Here is a 16,774-nt window from a genome sequence, read left to right as displayed (position 1 = left end):
GCTACTCGACCGGCGGTGTGACGGCCACGCCGCCGTTCGGCGAGGTGAATCCCTCCCGCCAGGACCAGTAGCGCGGCGTCCAGCCCATGCTGCGCGCGAGGGCGTTCGAGATCGGGCGACCGTGTGGGAGGTTCGTCGGAATCGCGGGGGCAGGTGCGCCGACGGATGACGCGAACTCGGGCATCCACTCCTCGGCACGCGCGGGTTCGTCGTCGACCACGTTGACGACTCCGTGAGGCGACTCGAGGGCGAGCACGGTCGCGGCTGCTGCATCGGCGACGTGGACGAAGCTGCCGACCTCCGCCATGGACGTCAGCGTCCCCTGTTGCGCCGCGATGGCGCTGAGCCCGCCGCGCGAGTACCAGGTTCCCGGCCCGTACAGCTGGCCGTACCGCAGTACCACGCCGTCGCTCAGCCCGAGCACGGCGCCCTCGAGCTCGGGAACGCCCGGTGTCACGCCGTCTCTGAACGGCTCGCTCTCGGTTGCCGGCGTGTCGCCGTCCGGCACGACCCACGAGATGCTCTGCGCGACCATCCGTCCGACGCCGTGGCGGACTGCGGCGTCCACCAGCGTGCGGGTCCCCTCGATCCGTACGCGCGAGTTGCCTGCGCGGTCGGATCCCGCCAGATCGGTGAGCTCATGGATGACCGCCTCGGGGCGCGACGCGAGAAATGCCTGTTCGACGCTGTCGGCGTCGTAGACATCCATCACGAGCGGATGCCCGCCCGCCTGCTCGACAACCCCGGCCTTCGCGCTCGATCGGCTGGTGGCGAACACCTCGTGTCCCGCCTGCACCAGGGCAGGGGTGAGCTGCCTTCCGATGGCGCCGGCGCCTCCCGCGAGCAGGATCCTCATCGCGTCTCCCTTCGAATGTTTCCTCGTGTGACACGCTACGGAGGTCTGCGCATCGGGTGCTAGGCCATTGGCGGTCGCTGAGACCGGGCCAACCCGTCCGTCGTACCAGTGCTCACCTGCGCAGCGCCTCCCTCTGAGGCCGCTAAAGTTGTGGTGATCGCGCCCCGAGGCCGTGGCGTGCCGGCGGCATCCCGTCGGCGAATCCACCGTTCATCCCCAATCGAAGGGTCTCCACACGTGTCGAAACCGGTCGTGCTGATCGCCGAGGAACTTTCGCCCGCCACCGTCGATGCCCTCGGGCCCGACTTCGACGTGAAGAACGTCGACGGAACCGATCGTCCCGCGCTGCTCTCTGCGCTCGCCGACGCCGACGCCGTGCTGATCCGCTCCGCCACCAAGATCGACGCGGAGGCCGTCGCTGCGGCCCCGAGGCTGCGGGTCGTCGCCCGTGCCGGAGTGGGACTCGACAATGTGGACATCAAGGCGGCCACCGCCGCCGGTGTGATGGTCGTCAACGCGCCGACCTCGAACATCATCTCCGCGGCCGAGCTCACGATCGGGCACATCCTGTCGCTGGCAAGGCACATCCCCGCGGGCGACGCATCGCTCTCGGGTGGCGAGTGGAAGCGCTCGAAGTACACGGGAACCGAGCTCTACGAGAAGACCATCGGCATCATCGGCCTCGGCCGCATCGGCGCGCTCATCACGGCGAGGCTGCAGGCCTTCGGCACGAACGTCATCGCGTACGACCCCTACGTCACCTCCGCAAGGGCGCAGCAGCTCGGCGTGCAGCTCGTGACCCTCGACGAACTTCTGCAGCAGGCCGACTTCATCACCATCCACATGCCCAAGACGCCCGAGACGATCGGGATGATCGGGGACGACCAGCTCGCCCTGATGAAGAGCACCGCGTACATCGTCAACGTCGCCCGCGGCGGCCTCATCGACGAGGATGCCCTCTACCGTGCCCTCACCGCCGGATCGATCGCCGGCGCAGGCCTCGACGTGTTCGTCACCGAGCCTCCGCTGGACTCGCCGCTGCTCGGCCTCGACAACGTCGTGGTCACCCCGCACCTCGGTGCATCCACCTCGGAGGCGCAGGAGAAGGCTGGCATCTCGGTCGCTCGTTCCGTGCGGCTCGCGCTCTCTGGCGAGCTCGTACCCGACGCGGTCAACGTTGCGGGTGGCGTCATCGACCCGTACGTGCGGCCGGGTATCCCGCTGCTCGAGAAACTCGGACAGGTCTTCAGCGGACTGGCGAAGAACAGCCCGATCACGAGCGTCGACGTCGAGATCCGTGGTGAGCTGGTCGAGTACGACGTCAGCGTGCTCAAGCTCGCCGCGCTCAAGGGCATCTTCACGAACATCGTCAGCGAGAACGTCTCCTATGTGAACGCACCGCTCCTTGCGGAGCAGCGCGGCATCGAGGTGCGACTGTTGACGGATGCCGCCAGCGAGGACTACCGCAACGTTCTGACCCTGCGCGGTGCGCTCGCCGACGGCTCGCAGGTCTCGGTCTCCGGCACGCTGACCGGGCCGAAGCAGATCGAGAAGATCGTCGGCATCGACGGATACGACGTCGAGGTTCCCCTCGCACAGCACCTCATCGTCATGGTGTACGACGACCGTCCGGGGATTGTCGCGGTCTACGGTCGCGAGTTCGGCGAGGCCGGCATCAACATCGCCGGCATGCAGATCGCGCGCACCACCGCGGGCGGCAAGGCGCTGAGCGTGCTCACCGTCGACTCACCCGTGCCGGACGGCATCCTGGAGACGGTTCGCGCGGCGATCGACGCCGACGTGATGCAGGCGATCGACATCACCGAGTCCTGACGCGGGCCATTCCCGTGGGTTGAGGAGCACCGCGAAGCGGAGCGTCTCGAAACCCGCCCAGCGATGGGGTTTCGAGACGTGCCCCTTTGGCGTGCTCCTCAACCCACGGGGTGATGATTCGTCGAGCCACCACCCGGTCGACGCCATGTCGGTGGTGGTTGGGCGACGGGGTGGTGGCTCGCGGCGAAGTGGATGACTCAGGGCTGGTCGTCGCGCGTCGTGCTGTCGATCTCACGACCGGTCTGTGGGTCGATCGTGCGGCTGCGTGTCACCGTCGAGCGGCGCTTACGCGTCAGCAGCACGATGCCGAGGATCGTCACGAGCACCCCGGCGATGAGCAGGATGTAGCCGACCAGCTGCAGATCGATCCAACTGGGGCTCACCGTCACCGCGAACGCCAGGATCGCGCCGACGACGATCAGAAAGATTCCGCCACCTATACTCACGTGTCTACCTCCCGTTCTGGTGTCAATCAGCCTACGTGGGTGCTCACCTGCCGAGACAGGGTTTTCAGACTCCGCGGGATTGTGCTAGCGGGTCGAACGCGCCACCGAACGGCGCGCGCGGGATCATGGTGTTCACTTGGACTTTGCCGAGTGCGGGTACGGTGCACCGAACGCCGGGCACCGACGAGGAGGGCAGTTGTCAGCAGGGGGACAGGTCGAGGTTCTGACCCGAAGCGGATTCGCACCGCCAGAACGCACGCTGATCGATGTGCTCCGTGCCACTGCGCAGCGTCATCCAGACGCCTCCGCGATCGAGGATCCGATCGGAGCGCTCAGCTACCGCGAGCTCATGGCGCGAGTCGTCACGACGGCGGCATCGCTGGCATCGGCCGGGGTGCGGCGCGGGGACCGGGTGGGCATCCGCATGCCGTCCGGTACCCGCGAGCTGTACGTCTCGATCCTCGGTGTGCTCGCAGCGGGGGCGGCATACGTTCCCGTCGACGCCGACGACCCGCAGGAGCGCGCCGACCTGGTCTTCGGTGAGGCACGTGTGCGCGGCATCATCTCGGGCGCGGGTGTGTACACGCCGTCCACACCGGCCGACGAGCACGCGTCCACGCCGGCCGACGAGGTCGCACCGGCCGCCGCCCGAACCGTCGACCTCTACACCGGTGCGGCGCCGCACCCCAGCACGTCGAGCACACCGATCCAGACATCCCCGACCGTCGACGACACCGCCTGGATCATCTTCACCTCGGGCTCGACCGGCGTGCCCAAGGGCGTCGCTGTCACTCACCGCTCGGCCGCCGCCTTCGTGGACGCGGAGGCGAGGATGTTCCTCGCTGCCGAGCCGATCGGTGAGGGGGACCGGGTGCTCGCCGGCCTCTCCGTGGCCTTCGACGCCTCGTGCGAGGAGATGTGGCTGGCCTGGCGCAACGGTGCCTGCCTCGTGCCTGCGCCGCGCTCGCTGGTGCGCACAGGGACCGACCTCGGACCGTGGCTCACCACCCACGGCATCACCGTCGTCTCGACGGTGCCGACGCTTGCGGCGCTCTGGCCGACCGACGCCCTCGACTCCGTTCGCCTGCTCATCTTCGGCGGCGAGGCGTGCCCGCCCGACCTCGTGCAGCGCCTGGTCGGCGACGGCCGCGAGGTCTGGAACACCTACGGACCGACCGAGGCGACCGTCGTCGCCTGCGGTTCGCTTCTGGCCGCAGGGGAGCCCGTGCGCATCGGGCTGCCGCTCGACGGCTGGGACCTCGCCGTCGTCGCCCCAGACGGCACCAGGGTCGCCGAGGGCGAGGTCGGCGAGCTCATCATCGGCGGCGTCGGGCTGGCCCGCTATCTCGACCCGCAGAAGGACGCTGAGAAGTACGCGCCGTTCCCCGCCCTCGGATGGAACCGCGCCTACCGCAGCGGCGACCTCGTGCGCTTCGACCCGGCCGGCCTGTTGTTCAACGGCCGAGCGGATGACCAGGTCAAGGTCGGCGGCCGTCGCATCGAACTCGGCGAGATCGAGTCCGCGCTGCAGGCGCTGCCCGGCGTGGCGGGAGCCGCCGTCGCTGTGCGCAAGACGGAGGCCGGCAACGACGTGCTCGTCGGCTACGTCGCCGTGGCCGAGGACGGATCCTTCGACAGGGTGGCGGCACTCGCCGAGCTCCGTGCGGAGCTCCCCGCAGCGCTGGTACCGCTGATCGCCGTGGTGCCCGACCTGCCGACGCGCACGTCGGGAAAGGTGGACAGGGCTGCGCTGCCGTGGCCTCTTGCATCGGATGCGTCGGAGCTGACATCCGACTCGGAAAGCCCGCTCAGCGTCGCAACCGCCACCCTCGCCCGCTTCTGGCAGGCCGTGCTCGGCGCGAGCGTGACCGACGCGGACGCCAACTTCTTCGACCTCGGCGGCGGATCGCTGGCAGCAGCACAGCTCGTGACCCGCATCCGCGAGATCGACCCGGAGTTCACGGTCGCCGACATCTACGCGCATCCGCGGCTCGGTGCGATGGCCGCGGAGCTCGTCGCCCGGCAGGAGACGCTGGACCTCACGCGATCGGTGCACCGCATCCCTCCGACACCGCTCCGCACGCAGTGGGTGCAGACGCTGCTCGGCGTTCCTCTGTTCATCCTGAGCGGCGTGCGGTGGCTCCTCTATGCACTGACCGGCACCGCGATCGTCAGGGCGTTCGGCGGCTTCGACGCGCTGCCGACCATCCCGTGGCCCGTGCTGGTGATCGGCCTGATCATCTTCGCCACGCCGTGGGGTCGCATGGCGATCTCCGTCGTGGCGGCGCGGGCGCTGCTCGCCGGCGTGCGCCCCGGCGACTACCCGCGCGGCGGCAACGTGCACCTGCGACTCTGGCTGGCCGAACAGGTCGCGCACCAGATCGGGGCAGTGAGCCTGGCAGGCGCCCCGTGGGTGAGTTACTACGCCAGGGCGCTCGGCGCGAAGATCGGGCCGGATGTCGACCTGCACGCCCTCCCGCCCGTGACGGGCATGCTCACGATCGGTCGCGGCGCATCGATCGAGCCCGAGGTCGACCTCGCGGGGCACTGGATCGACGGTGACCTGGTGCGCATCGGAGGGATCCGCATCGGTGCGCAGAGCACGGTCGGCGCGCGCAGCACGCTGCTGCCCGGCGCGCGCATCGGCAAGCACGCCGAGATCGCCCCGGGCTCCGCGGTCTTCGGCCGCGTTCCGTCAGGCCAGCGCTGGGCCGGGTCGCCCGCCGTGCGCGTCGGCCACGTCGACGAGTGGTGGCCGGAGGAGCGGCCGCCGCGTCGCACTCCGTGGGTCTTCGGCTACGCCGCGTCGTCGGTGGCGCTCTCGCTCATCCCGATCGTCGGCTTCGCCGTTGCTGCCCTGGTGATCGTCGCACTCGCGGGCGGCGACACCTTCGGCGCCATCGTGGGGAGTGCGTTCCTCGCGGTCATCCCCGCGACACTCGCCGCGGGAGTGGTGATCGCAGGGGCCATCGTGGTGTTCGTGCGGTTGCTCGGCATCGGCCTCAAGGAGGGCGTCTACCCGGTTCGCAGCAGGATCGGATGGCAGGTGTGGACGACCGAGCGCCTGCTCGACCTCTCCCGCACCGTGCTGTTCCCGCTCTACTCGAGCCTGTTCACGCCGGTCTGGCTCAGGATGCTCGGGGCTCGGGTCGGACACGACGTCGAGGCATCCACGGTGCTTCTTCTGCCCAAGATGACGAACGTCAAGGACGGCGCATTCCTCGCCGACGACACCCTCGTCGCGTCCTACGAGCTGGGCGGTGGATGGCTGCGCATCGCACCTGCTGAGATCGGATCGCGCGCGTTCCTCGGCAACTCCGGCATGGCGGGAGCCGGCCGCCGGGTGCCACGCGACGCGCTCGTCGCCGTGCTGTCCGTCGCGCCGCGCAAGTCCAAGCCGGGAACGTCGTGGATCGGCTCGCCGCCCATGCGGCTGCGGCGCACGGCGAACGAGGGAGACGACTCCCGCACCTTCCACCCGCCGACCTCGCTGAAGGTCGCCCGCACCCTCTGGGAGCTGTGCCGCATCGTGCCGGTGTTCTTCACCTGCGCGATCGGCCTTGGGACGATCTTCGCCCTGCTCGCCATCACCGAGTACTGGGGAGTGGTCGCCGCGGTTCTCCTGAGCGGCATCGTGATGCTGATCACGGGTGCGGTTGCGGCGATCATCAGCACGGCAGGCAAGTGGGCGCTCATCGGGCGGATCGCCGTGGGAGAGCATCCGCTGTGGTCATCGTTCGTGTGGCGCAGCGAGGTCTCAGACACGTTCACCGAGATGGTGGCCGCGCCCTGGTTCGCGCTGTCAGCCTCGGGAACTCCGGCGCTCGTGGTGTGGCTGCGCAGCCTCGGCGCGTCGATCGGAAGCGGCGTCTGGTGCGAGAGCCACTGGCTGCCCGAAGCCGATCTCGTGCGCCTCGGAGACGCGTCGACGGTGAACCGCGGTTGTGTGGTGCAGACCCATCTGTTCCATGATCGAATCATGAGCATCGACGACGTGACACTCGACAACGGCTCGACTTTGGGGCCCCACAGCGTCATCCTGCCCGCGGCTCGCGTGGGGGAGCACGCGACCGTCGGACCGGCATCCCTTGTGATGCGCGGCGAGTTCGTACCGGATCGCAGCAGATTCAGCGGCAATCCGATCGGTCCGTGGCGCGAGGTCAAGACCGCCGACTACCACGTTGACCAGAGCCGATGACGTCGGGGCTGCCTTTCACGACGTCACGGCGGGAGCCGTACCTCAAGTCCAGCGGTAGCGACGCCTACCGCGTCGAGTCGTACGACCTCGAGCTGCGGTACCGCATCACGCGTAACCGGCTCGATGCCGTCGCGACCATCACGGCGTACGCGAACAGGGGCATCCGCTCGCTCAGCCTCGACCTGGTGGGTCTGCGTGCCACGAAGGTGAAGGTGGGCGAGAAGTCCGCGCGCTTCACACAGAACGCCACCAAGCTGACGGTGACCCTGCCGTCGTCGGTCGCTGCGGACGAGTGCGTGCGTGTGCGCGTCGAGTACGGTGGCTCGCCCCGGCCCCGCAGCTCGCGGTGGGGCACCATCGGCTGGGAGGAGCTGGAGGACGGCGTCATCGTCGCCGCACAGCCGACCGGAGCCCCGACGTGGTTCCCGTGCAACGACAGGCCGGCAGACAAGGCGCGCTACCGCATCCGCATCGAGACGGATGCCTCCTACGTCGCCGTCGCGAACGGCGAGCTCGTGCACAAGTCGCTCTCGTCCGGTGTGGCGAGCTGGGAGTACGTGCAGGATGAGCCCACATCGAGCTATCTCGCGACGATACAGATCGGGCGGTATCAGACCCACGTCGACGCTTCAGCGGTCGTTCCGCTGAAGCTGATCCGGCCGCGGTCGCTCGCTCGCAGGGTCGCGGCCGACTTCGCGCCGCTCGCCGACATGCTGACGTGCTTCACCGTGGCGTTCGGCCGGTACCCGTTCGCGGAGTACAAGGTGGTCATCACGGCAGACGACCTCGAGATCCCGCTCGAGGCGCAGGGGATGGCCGTGTTCGGAGCCAATCACGCGGACGGTCACGGCGGGTCGGAGCGCCTCGTCGCCCACGAGCTCGCGCACCAATGGTTCGGCAACAGCGTGGGCCTCGCGGACTGGCGCGACATCTGGCTCAACGAGGGCTTCGCCTGCTACGCGGAGTGGGTCTGGTCGGAGTACTCGGGCGGCCCGTCGGCGCAGGAGTGCGCTGAGCAGTACCACGAGGGGCTGACCCGGCAGGCGCGGGACATCCTGGTCGGCGACCCAGGACCTCAGCGGATGTTCGACGACCGCGTCTACAAGCGCGGCGCGCTTGCGCTGCACGCGTTGCGCGCGACGTTCGGCAACGAGCGGTTCTTCGGCACTCTGCGCGAGTGGACGTGGGCGCACCAGCACGGAACGGCGACCACTGCCGACTTCGTCGAGCTGGCGGAGCGCGTGATGGGGGAGGAGGCGGCCGAGCTGATCGACCTCTGGCTCTACCGCCTCCCCCTGCCCGAGTTGCCCGCTCTGCCGGACCCGCCGGCGCTGCCCCTCGTCCCGTAGGCGCGCGTCCCCGTGGGTTGAGGAGCTCGCCGTAGGCGCGCGTCCCGAAACCCGCTCGGGTCGGGGGTTTCGAGACGCGCCGCTTCGCGGTGCTCCTCAACCAGCGGTGGGGACGGGCCGGTGCGCGGTGCTCCTCAACCCACGGGAGAGCGCCGCTGCGCGGTGCTCCTCAACCAGCAGCGGGGACATGCCCGAGGGCGACGGTGACGCAGAGGGCGTGGGGCGCCTCGACGTCGAGCACGGCGTACTCCTCGGGGCGGTCGGCTACGCGCGCCAGCACCGCCACGCCGTCGACCACGGTGAACAGGATGCCGCGCGGATCGACCTCCAGCCCGCGCCCGTCCGCCTTGAGCACGGCCTCCACCCGCGTCCAGTGCCGCGCCGGCTCAGCGCCGTCCGGGGACTCGCCGGCGATCTCGTGGATGGCCGCAGCACGTTCCGCGTCGAGGTGCGCCGGCTCGGCATCCACCCCGACGGTCCGGGAGAGGACTGCCGCCACGACCGTCGTCCCCTCGGCGTGCGAGACGGAGACCCCGGTGCCGACCGCCGCCGACGGCGCCGTCACCCTGGGCCGCCCGTGCTGCAGCCCGCAGCGAGGACAGCGCGCGTCGATCACCACGTCGCGGACATCCACTCCCACGAGCTCCGCGACGAGCGACGCGAGCATGATGCGCCCAGCGGCGCGAACGTCATCCCGGGTGCCATGCGCACGCGGAGCGATGCCGACGAGCACGCCGTGCGCCGCCCGGATGACCCGCATGCCGCCTCCTCTCCCACGCCGCTGGTCGAGTAGCGAAGTAAAGCTGGCGCAAGCATACGAGCCGCGCCGATACGCTGGTATCCCAACGTGTCGAGCACAACGAAGGAGTCCCATGTCGCGTCAGGTCAGGCTCGCGGTCATCCCCGGTGACGGAATCGGGCCGGAGGTGATCGCCGAGGCGGTCAAGGTGCTCGACGCCGCGGTCGACCCGGCGGAGGTCGTCTTCGACAAGACCCACTTCGAGCTCGGCGCAGGCAGGTATCTGAAGACCGGCGACGTGCTCACCGACGAGGACCTCGCATCGATCTCCGCTCACGACGCCATCCTGCTCGGCGCGGTCGGCGGCAAGCCGGGCGACCCGCGTCTCGCCGGCGCGAACATCGAGCGCGGCCTGCTGCTGCGCCTGCGCTTCGCCCTCGACCACTACGTGAACCTGCGTCCGACCGAGATCCTCCCCGGAGTCGTGAGCCCGCTCGCCGACCCCGGCAACGTCGACTTCGTCGTCGTGCGCGAGGGCACAGAAGGTCCGTACGTCGGCAACGGCGGCGTCATCCGGCAGGGCACGCCGCACGAGATCGCAAACGAGCTCTCCATCAACACCGCGTACGGCGTCGAGCGTGTCGTGCGCTACGCGTTCGAGCAGGCGGAGCGTCGCCGCAAGAAGCTCACCCTCGTGCACAAGACCAACGTGCTGGTGAATGCCGGCGGTCTCTGGAAGCGCATCGTGGATGTCGTGGCTTCCGAGCATCCGGACGTCTCAGTCGACTACCTGCACGTCGACGCGGCGACGATCTTCTTCGTCACCGACCCTGCTAGATTCGATGTCATCGTCACGGACAATCTCTTCGGCGACATCTTGACCGATCTGGCGGCCGCGATCAGCGGCGGCATCGGACTCGCGGCCTCGGGCAACATCAACCCCGACGGCACGTACCCGAGCATGTTCGAGCCGGTGCACGGCTCGGCACCCGACATCGCCGGGCAGGGCAAGGCAGACCCCACCGCCGCCATCCTGTCCGTCGCTCTGTTGCTCGACCACCTCGCACTCACGGATGCCGCGAACCGCGTTCGCTCAGCGGTCACCTCCGATCTCGCCGAACGTACGGCGGGGGAGGCTCGACCGCGAACCACGCAGGAGATCGGTGACGCGATCGCAGCACGGGTGGCCGGGTAGCAGGCAGATCGACGTAACCTTTTCTCGGCGGCTGCCGCAGACATCCGCCACTTCTGCTCAAAGGGGAAGCCCATGACCATTCCGCTCACCGACATCTCGAACCCGCCAGCGGGCACCGGCCTGCTCTGGCAGGTCACCCGCAACGAGGCGCCCGCCTCAGCGGAGGCGCGTGAGGCGGTCTTGGCCGACCCGGGCTTCGGCCAGCACTTCACCGACCACATGGTCGACATCTGCTGGTCGGAGAAGGGTGGATGGCACAGGCCGCGTGTGAGCCCGTACGGCCCCATCCAGCTCGACCCTGCCGCCGCCGTGCTGCACTACGCGCAGGAGGTCTTCGAGGGTCTCAAGGCGTACCGCCACGCTGACGGTTCGATCCACACGTTCCGCGCCGACCAGAACGCCCTGCGCATGCAGCGTTCAGCACAGCGTCTTGCGCTGCCCGAGCTGCCGAGCGAGTACTTCATCGAGTCGCTGAAGCAGCTCATCGCCGTCGACGGCGCCTGGGTGCCCGACGCCGCTGAGACCAGCCTCTACCTGCGGCCGTTCATGTTCGCGAAGGAGGCCTTCCTCGGCGTTCGCGCGGCGAAGAAGGTGGCGTACTACCTGATCGCCAGCCCAGCCGGCGCGTACTTCGCGCACGGTGTGCAGCCGGTGAGCATCGCCCTCGCGCAGGACTATGCGCGTGCCGGCAAGGGCGGGACCGGCGCCGCGAAGACCGGCGGCAACTACGCGTCGAGCCTTCTGCCTCAGGCGGAGGCGTACGCGAAGGGCTGCGAGCAGGTGCTCTACCTCGACGGGGAGTTCCTCGAGGAGCTCGGCGGCATGAACGTCGCGCTGGTGAGGCGTGACGGCTCGCTCGTGACGCCGGAGTCAGACTCGATCCTCGAGGGCGTCACGCTGAAGTCCATCCTTCAGCTGGCGAGGGACCGTGGTCTCACGGTCGAGCAGCGCCCGGTGACCATCGACGAGTGGCGTTCCGGTGCGGAATCCGGTGAGATCGTCGGAGCGTTCGCGTGCGGCACCGCCGCCGTGCTCGTGCCGATCGGACGCCTCGTGGCCGACGACTTCGAGATCGTGCACGACCGGCCGGAGTCCACCGAGCTGGCCCTTTCTCTGCGGGCCGAGCTCACGGACATCCAATACGGTCGCGCCGAAGACCGTCACGGCTGGCTCACCAGGCTCGACGGCTGACCGCGCCGCATGAAGATCGCACGCTTCAGTCACGCCGGTTCGATCGCGTTCGGCATTCTCGACGAGGATGAGCGCGAGTGGGTGCTGCTCTCAGGCGACCCGATGTACTCGGGCTTCGATACGACCGGGGAGCGTGTCAAGCTCGCGGACGTCTCGCTGCTCGCGCCCGTGCTGCCGCGCTCCAAGGTGATCGGCATCGGTCGCAACTACCACGATCACGCCGAGGAGATGGGGTCGGTCGCGCCCGAGGCGCCGCTGATGTTCCTCAAGCCGAACACCGCGGTGATCGGGCCGGATGACGCGATCGTGCTGCCTCCGCAGTCCGAGCGGGTCGAGCACGAGGGCGAGCTCGTCGTGGTGATCGGCCGCATCGCCAAGGACGTGACCGAGGATGACGCCCTAGAGTACGTCTTCGGTTACACGGTCGGCAACGACGTCACCGCCAGGGACCTGCAGCGTGCGGACGGCCAGTGGGCGAGGGGCAAAGGGTTCGACACCTTCTGCCCGCTCGGGCCCGTGATCGAGACGGAGTTCGATCCGTCATCCGCCACGATCGAAACCAGCGTGAACGGCGAGGTACGGCAGAGCGGCAGGGTGGATGACCTCATCCACGGCATCCCGCAGCTGGTCGCGTACGCGTCGAGCGTGTGGACGCTGCTCCCCGGCGACGTCATCATGACGGGCACTCCGGCGGGTGTTGGGCCGCTCGTCGCGGGCGACCGAGTCGATGTCACGGTCAGCAGCATCGGAACGCTCTCGAACCCGGTGCGCGCGAAGGGCTGATCCCGCCACCACCGGCTCGCTAGACTTCCCGCATGACGGAGGGCTGGAGCGACTTCTACGTCGCGGTCGCTGGCGCTTCCGCCGCGCTCGCCGGTTTGATCATCGTGGCGATGAGCGTGACGATCAAGCAGATCATCGCCTCACGCACCCTCCCATCACGGGCCGGTGCGACGATCAGCTCCATGGTGCTCATCCTGGTGCTGGTGATCCTTGGCTTGATGCCGCATCAGACGGATGTCGCGCTCGGTATCGAGTTCGTCGCCGCCAGCATCCTGGCCCTCTTCCCACCGTTGCTGATGTCGCAGCGCGTGCTGACCGACACCACGTACAACGTGTCGATGATGAGCAGGCTGTCGCGTGTGGTGCTAGGCGTCGTGCCCGTTGCATTGGCACTGGTGGGTGGCATCCTGGTGATCGCGGGCCTTGAGGCCGGGCTGTTCCTGGTGGCAGCCGCGATCGCGCTGATCTTCGCGATCTCGATGCTGAACGCGTGGGTACTGCTGGTCGAGGTGCAGCGCTAGCAGTCCGTTCGTCACGGTCATCCGCTCCACTAGCGCTCGGCTCCGGCGGCCCGCCCCACCGTAGACTTGAGCACGATGTCAGAGACCTCTTCTCCCGCCGCGTATCCCGTCACCACCGCCACCGGAAGCGACGTGCGCGTGCGCTTCTGCCCCTCGCCGACGGGCACGCCGCACGTGGGCCTCATCCGCACCGCGCTCTTCAACTGGGCGTACGCCAGGCACAACGGCGGCAAGCTCGTCTTCCGCATCGAAGACACGGATGCCGCGCGTGACTCGGAGGAGAGCTACGAGCAGCTGCTCGACGCGCTCACGTGGCTCAAGATCGATTGGGACGAGGGCGTGGAGAAGGGCGGCCCCGACGGCCCGTATCGCCAGTCGCAGCGCTCGGAGATCTACGCGGCCGTGCTCGACCGCCTGATCGACTCCGGTCACGTCTACGAGAGCTACTCGACCCCCGAGGAGATCGAGGCGCGCAACGAGGCAGCCGGCCGCCCGAAGCAGCACGGCTACGACAACGCCGACCGTGACACGACGGATGAGCAGCGTGAGGCCTACCGCGCCGAGGGGCGCCAGCCGGCCCTGCGCCTGCGCGTACCCGACGAGGCGCTCGACTTCGACGATCTCGTGCGCGGTCCCATCACGTTCCCGGCCGGCTCCTTCAGCGACTTCGTGGTGGTGCGCCCGAACGGGCAGCCGCTGTACACGTTCGTGAACCCCATCGACGACGCGTTGATGCGTGTGACGCACGTGTTGCGCGGGGAGGACATCCTGCCCTCAACCCCGCGTCAGATCGCGCTGTACCGGGCGCTGATCGACATCGGGATGACCGACTTCGTGCCCCGTTTCGGGCACCTGCCGTCGGTGCTCGGCGAGGGCAACAAGAAGCTCTCGAAGCGCGACCCGGAGTCGAACCTCTTCCACCACCGTGACCGCGGTTTCGTGCCTGAGGGCCTCGACAACTACCTCGCGCTGCTCGGCTGGGGATACTCCCACGACCGCGACGTCTTCTCCCTGAAGGAGATGGTCGAGAAGTTCGACGTCACCGACGTCAACCCGAATCCGGCGCGCTTCGACCTGAAGAAGGCCGAGGCGATCAATGCGGACCACATCAGGATGCTCGAGCCCGACGACTTCAGGGCACGCACCATTCCGTACCTGGTCGGGGCTGGCATCCTGACCGAGCCCCTCAGCGACCGCGACCACGCCGTTCTGGAGGCCGCGACCCCGCTCGTGCAGGAGCGCGTGCAGCTGCTGGGTGAGACGCCGGGGATGCTCGGCTTCCTCTTCACCAACGCCGCCTCGCTGAAGATCGAGGATGACGCCCGCGCGACCCTGCCGGATCATGCGGCCGAGGTGCTGGACGCTTCCCTCGAGGCGCTGGATCGGCTCGCCGAGCACCTGTGGGTGCACGACGCCATCGAGGTGGCGCTGCGCGTCGCGCTGATCGAGGTGCTGGGCCTCAAGCCGCGGGTCGCCTTCGGCCCGCTGCGAGTCGCTGTGAGCGGCCGCCGGGTATCTCCGCCGCTCTTCGAGTCGATGGAGATCCTGGGCAAAGGGGAGACCCTCGCGCGGCTGCGGGGCCTGCGGGCGACCCTCGACGCGTAGGTCAGCGCGCGCCGTTCGACGGGTGCCGACGCCGTTTTGGATGCCGCCCCATCCGTACGGTAAAGTTGACGCTTGTGCCGCGGAGACGCGGAGCGCCGTCCGCTCCTCGATGGGGTAGACCGGTGGGGTATGGTGTAATTGGCAACACGGCTGATTCTGGTTCAGTTGTTCTTGGTTCGAGTCCAGGTACCCCAGCCAAAGAAAGACCCTGATCAGTCCGTGGTTCTGCTGTAGCCGTGGTGGATCTTGCAGTTCCGCGTGTGACATATGTGGGATATGTAGTTCCAAAATCGGGGCCATCGCACTCAGAATCTGCAGTGCAGAACGCTCGAAGGGAAGCTGGAGCCAGGACGGCGACGCTTACCGGTCGAGGCCGCGGAGGCGGGAGGCGTCCCACGGGATCGCCCAGCCGAGGGTGTCGAAGAGGGCGTCGAGCACCATCGCGGTGAAGCCCCAGACCACGACGCCGTCGACATCGAATGCGGGGGTCGTGAATCTCGTACCGAATCGCTCTGCCGCGAACGTGAAGCGAGTCGCCGGATCGAGCAGGTGGATGACCGGCACCTGCCACAGCTTCGTGGTCTCGGCGTGATCGATCGGCTGCAGGGCTGACGGGGTCGGCCACCAGCCGACGACCGGCGTGACCAGGTGATTGCTGGCCGGAAGCGGAAGCGCAGGGAGCACCGACAGCACCTCGATTGCCGAGGGGTCGACGCCCGTCTCCTCGGCGGCCTCGCGCAGCGCGGTCTCCTCGGCGCTCTGGTCCGCGGGTTCACGACGACCACCGGGGAAGGACACTTGGCCCGCGTGGTCGCGCAACGTGCTCGCTCGAAGCTGGAGCAGCACATTCAGCTCGTCAGGACGCCAGGACGGCGACGGCGACGGATCGGTCTGCTGCCAGTCGACCACCCGCGGGCTGAACAGGATCAGGACGGAGGCAGGCCGTGTCGCGGGCAGCGCACGAAGCGGGGCAGGCAGGGCGAATCGCCGGATGCCGTCCGCGAGGCGTCGCAGCTGCTCGAGGGCGTCCCGCGGCTCGGCTGCGGGTTCCGACGCACGCGACGGCTCGGCCTTACCGGACATCCAGCCAGTATCGCGCGGACGGTCACGAGCCGCCGTGCAACTGCGCAAGCGCGCGCTCAGGCGGCGGGGCGAAGCCTCGGGAGAGCCGCTCCGCCCGCGCGGTCGAGCACCGCGAGCAGCCCACTGGCGCGCCCGGCCCACGCCAGCACGGCGTAGACCGCCGGGGTCAGCAGCACGGAGTAGACGACCGCGAAGAAGACATCGGCGGGGTAGTGGGCGCCGAGGTAGACGCGGGCGACACAGATGGCGATGGTCGCCAGCAGGCCGAGAACGACGGGGATCCACACGCTGCGGCGTCCACGGAGCAGCAGGATGAACGTGACCGCGGTGGCCGCGACGAAGACGACGTGCCCGCTGGGGAAGCTCGGGTCGACATCCAACCCGCCTGCATTGTGCACCAGCTGAGCCACCGGCGGACGCGGACGGTCGACGATGTACTTCACGACATCAGATCCGAGCCAGGTGACCGCGATGGTCGCCGCGGTGAAGATTCCGGTGCCGAGGCTGCGCGAGACGAGAGCGACCACGATCGCGATGATGATGCCGATCAGGATGGCCTGCGTCGGCGCGACGATCCACGTCGCGGCGAGCGAGGCCAGGTCGGCGAGGTGCGACGGCGAGCCGTTGAGCGCGAGCACGCCTGCGAAGTCGGCCTTCGTGAGTGAGGCGCTGTGGGTGAGCACGAAGCCTGCGATGATCACGATGATCAGTCCGACGAGGCCGAGAACTACCGCGACGATCGGGTGACGCAGGGGCACGACGAGCTGCTCGGCGCGACTCGGCTGCCGCCTCACCTTGCCTGTCGGCATCGCCGTGCCGGCCGGTTGCTCAGATGTCTGGGCCATGTCGTCGCCTTTCGCCGCCCGACGGGGTTCGGGCATCCTCATGATTCTTCGGGGGCCGTACTGAGATATCCCCAAGACGCGTACATCTCATCTGCCGGTTCGCACAGGATCGGCACAGACGTGAACGCCC

General features: G+C 68.7%; 13 protein-coding genes and 1 tRNA gene. 9 read left to right on the top strand and 5 right to left on the bottom strand.

The annotated features are described in order from the left end of the window. Position 1: 1 nt before the first annotated feature. Positions 2-856, bottom strand: coding sequence for an NAD-dependent epimerase/dehydratase family protein (locus tag ACYVDN_RS06335; RefSeq protein WP_460569538.1), 855 nt, complete (start codon positions 854-856; stop codon positions 2-4). A gap of 237 nt (positions 857-1,093) precedes the next feature. On the opposite strand from ACYVDN_RS06335, the gene serA reads away from it, so the two are divergent. Continuing rightward, positions 1,094-2,689: a Rossmann-fold NAD(P)-binding domain-containing protein gene (gene serA, locus ACYVDN_RS06330; protein WP_460569536.1), complete on the top strand. Its 1,596-nt coding sequence runs from the start codon at positions 1,094-1,096 to the stop codon at positions 2,687-2,689. A 197-nt stretch (positions 2,690-2,886) separates the two neighbouring features. On the opposite strand, the gene ACYVDN_RS06325 is transcribed toward serA, so the two are convergent. Further along, positions 2,887-3,135, bottom strand: coding sequence for a DUF6458 family protein (locus tag ACYVDN_RS06325; RefSeq protein ID WP_460569534.1), 249 nt, complete (start codon positions 3,133-3,135; stop codon positions 2,887-2,889). Positions 3,136-3,331: 196 nt separating this feature from the next. On the opposite strand from ACYVDN_RS06325, the gene ACYVDN_RS06320 reads away from it, so the two are divergent. After that, entirely contained in the window at positions 3,332-7,333 is a 4,002-nt protein-coding gene (locus ACYVDN_RS06320; protein ID WP_460569532.1) for a non-ribosomal peptide synthetase, read from the top strand. Further along, the gene (locus ACYVDN_RS06315; protein WP_460569530.1) at positions 7,330-8,682 is read left to right on the top strand and encodes a M1 family metallopeptidase; all 1,353 of its coding nucleotides are present in this window, start codon (positions 7,330-7,332) and stop codon (positions 8,680-8,682) included. Before ACYVDN_RS06320 ends, ACYVDN_RS06315 begins: the two co-directional genes overlap by 4 nt. 169 nt (positions 8,683-8,851) lie before the next feature. On the opposite strand, the gene ACYVDN_RS06310 is transcribed toward ACYVDN_RS06315, so the two are convergent. Further along, positions 8,852-9,442 carry a 4'-phosphopantetheinyl transferase family protein gene (locus ACYVDN_RS06310; protein ID WP_460569528.1) on the bottom strand — a complete coding sequence of 197 codons (591 nt, stop codon included), beginning with the start codon at positions 9,440-9,442 and terminating at the stop codon, positions 8,852-8,854. Between the two features lie 112 nt (positions 9,443-9,554). On the opposite strand from ACYVDN_RS06310, the gene ACYVDN_RS06305 reads away from it, so the two are divergent. The 6 genes from ACYVDN_RS06305 to ACYVDN_RS06280 all read left to right on the top strand — a co-directional run bounded on the left by ACYVDN_RS06305 (position 9,555) and on the right by ACYVDN_RS06280 (position 14,914). After that, positions 9,555-10,616 (top strand): 3-isopropylmalate dehydrogenase, encoded by a 1,062-nt coding sequence (locus ACYVDN_RS06305; protein ID WP_460569526.1) that lies wholly within the window; start codon positions 9,555-9,557, stop codon positions 10,614-10,616. 72 nt (positions 10,617-10,688) lie between these two features. Next, positions 10,689-11,807, top strand: a complete 1,119-nt coding sequence (locus ACYVDN_RS06300; protein WP_460569524.1) for a branched-chain amino acid transaminase — start codon at positions 10,689-10,691, stop codon at positions 11,805-11,807. Positions 11,808-11,816: 9 nt separating this feature from the next. After that, positions 11,817-12,590, top strand: coding sequence for a fumarylacetoacetate hydrolase family protein (locus ACYVDN_RS06295; RefSeq protein ID WP_460569522.1), 774 nt, complete (start codon positions 11,817-11,819; stop codon positions 12,588-12,590). A 32-nt stretch (positions 12,591-12,622) separates the two neighbouring features. Continuing rightward, a complete protein-coding gene (locus ACYVDN_RS06290; protein ID WP_460569520.1) occupies positions 12,623-13,111 on the top strand; it encodes a hypothetical protein in 489 nt (162 codons plus the stop codon). Between the two features lie 75 nt (positions 13,112-13,186). Next, positions 13,187-14,716 carry a glutamate--tRNA ligase gene (gene gltX / locus ACYVDN_RS06285; RefSeq protein WP_460569518.1) on the top strand — a complete coding sequence of 510 codons (1,530 nt, stop codon included), beginning with the start codon at positions 13,187-13,189 and terminating at the stop codon, positions 14,714-14,716. Between the two features lie 123 nt (positions 14,717-14,839). Then, positions 14,840-14,914 (top strand) — tRNA-Gln (locus ACYVDN_RS06280). A gap of 162 nt (positions 14,915-15,076) precedes the next feature. Here the strand turns inward: ACYVDN_RS06280 and ACYVDN_RS06275 are convergent. Both ACYVDN_RS06275 and ACYVDN_RS06270 read right to left on the bottom strand, forming a co-directional pair. Continuing rightward, positions 15,077-15,799, bottom strand: a complete 723-nt coding sequence (locus tag ACYVDN_RS06275) for an NUDIX hydrolase (protein ID WP_460569516.1) — start codon at positions 15,797-15,799, stop codon at positions 15,077-15,079. A 56-nt stretch (positions 15,800-15,855) separates the two neighbouring features. Further along, positions 15,856-16,644, bottom strand: a complete 789-nt coding sequence (locus ACYVDN_RS06270) for a phosphatase PAP2 family protein (protein ID WP_460569514.1) — start codon at positions 16,642-16,644, stop codon at positions 15,856-15,858. Positions 16,645-16,774 lie beyond the last annotated feature (130 nt).

The organism is Humibacter soli (assembly GCF_054779035.1).
The sequence above is the reverse complement of the archived record's forward strand: the minus strand, read 5'-3'. Positions and strand labels throughout refer to the sequence as shown.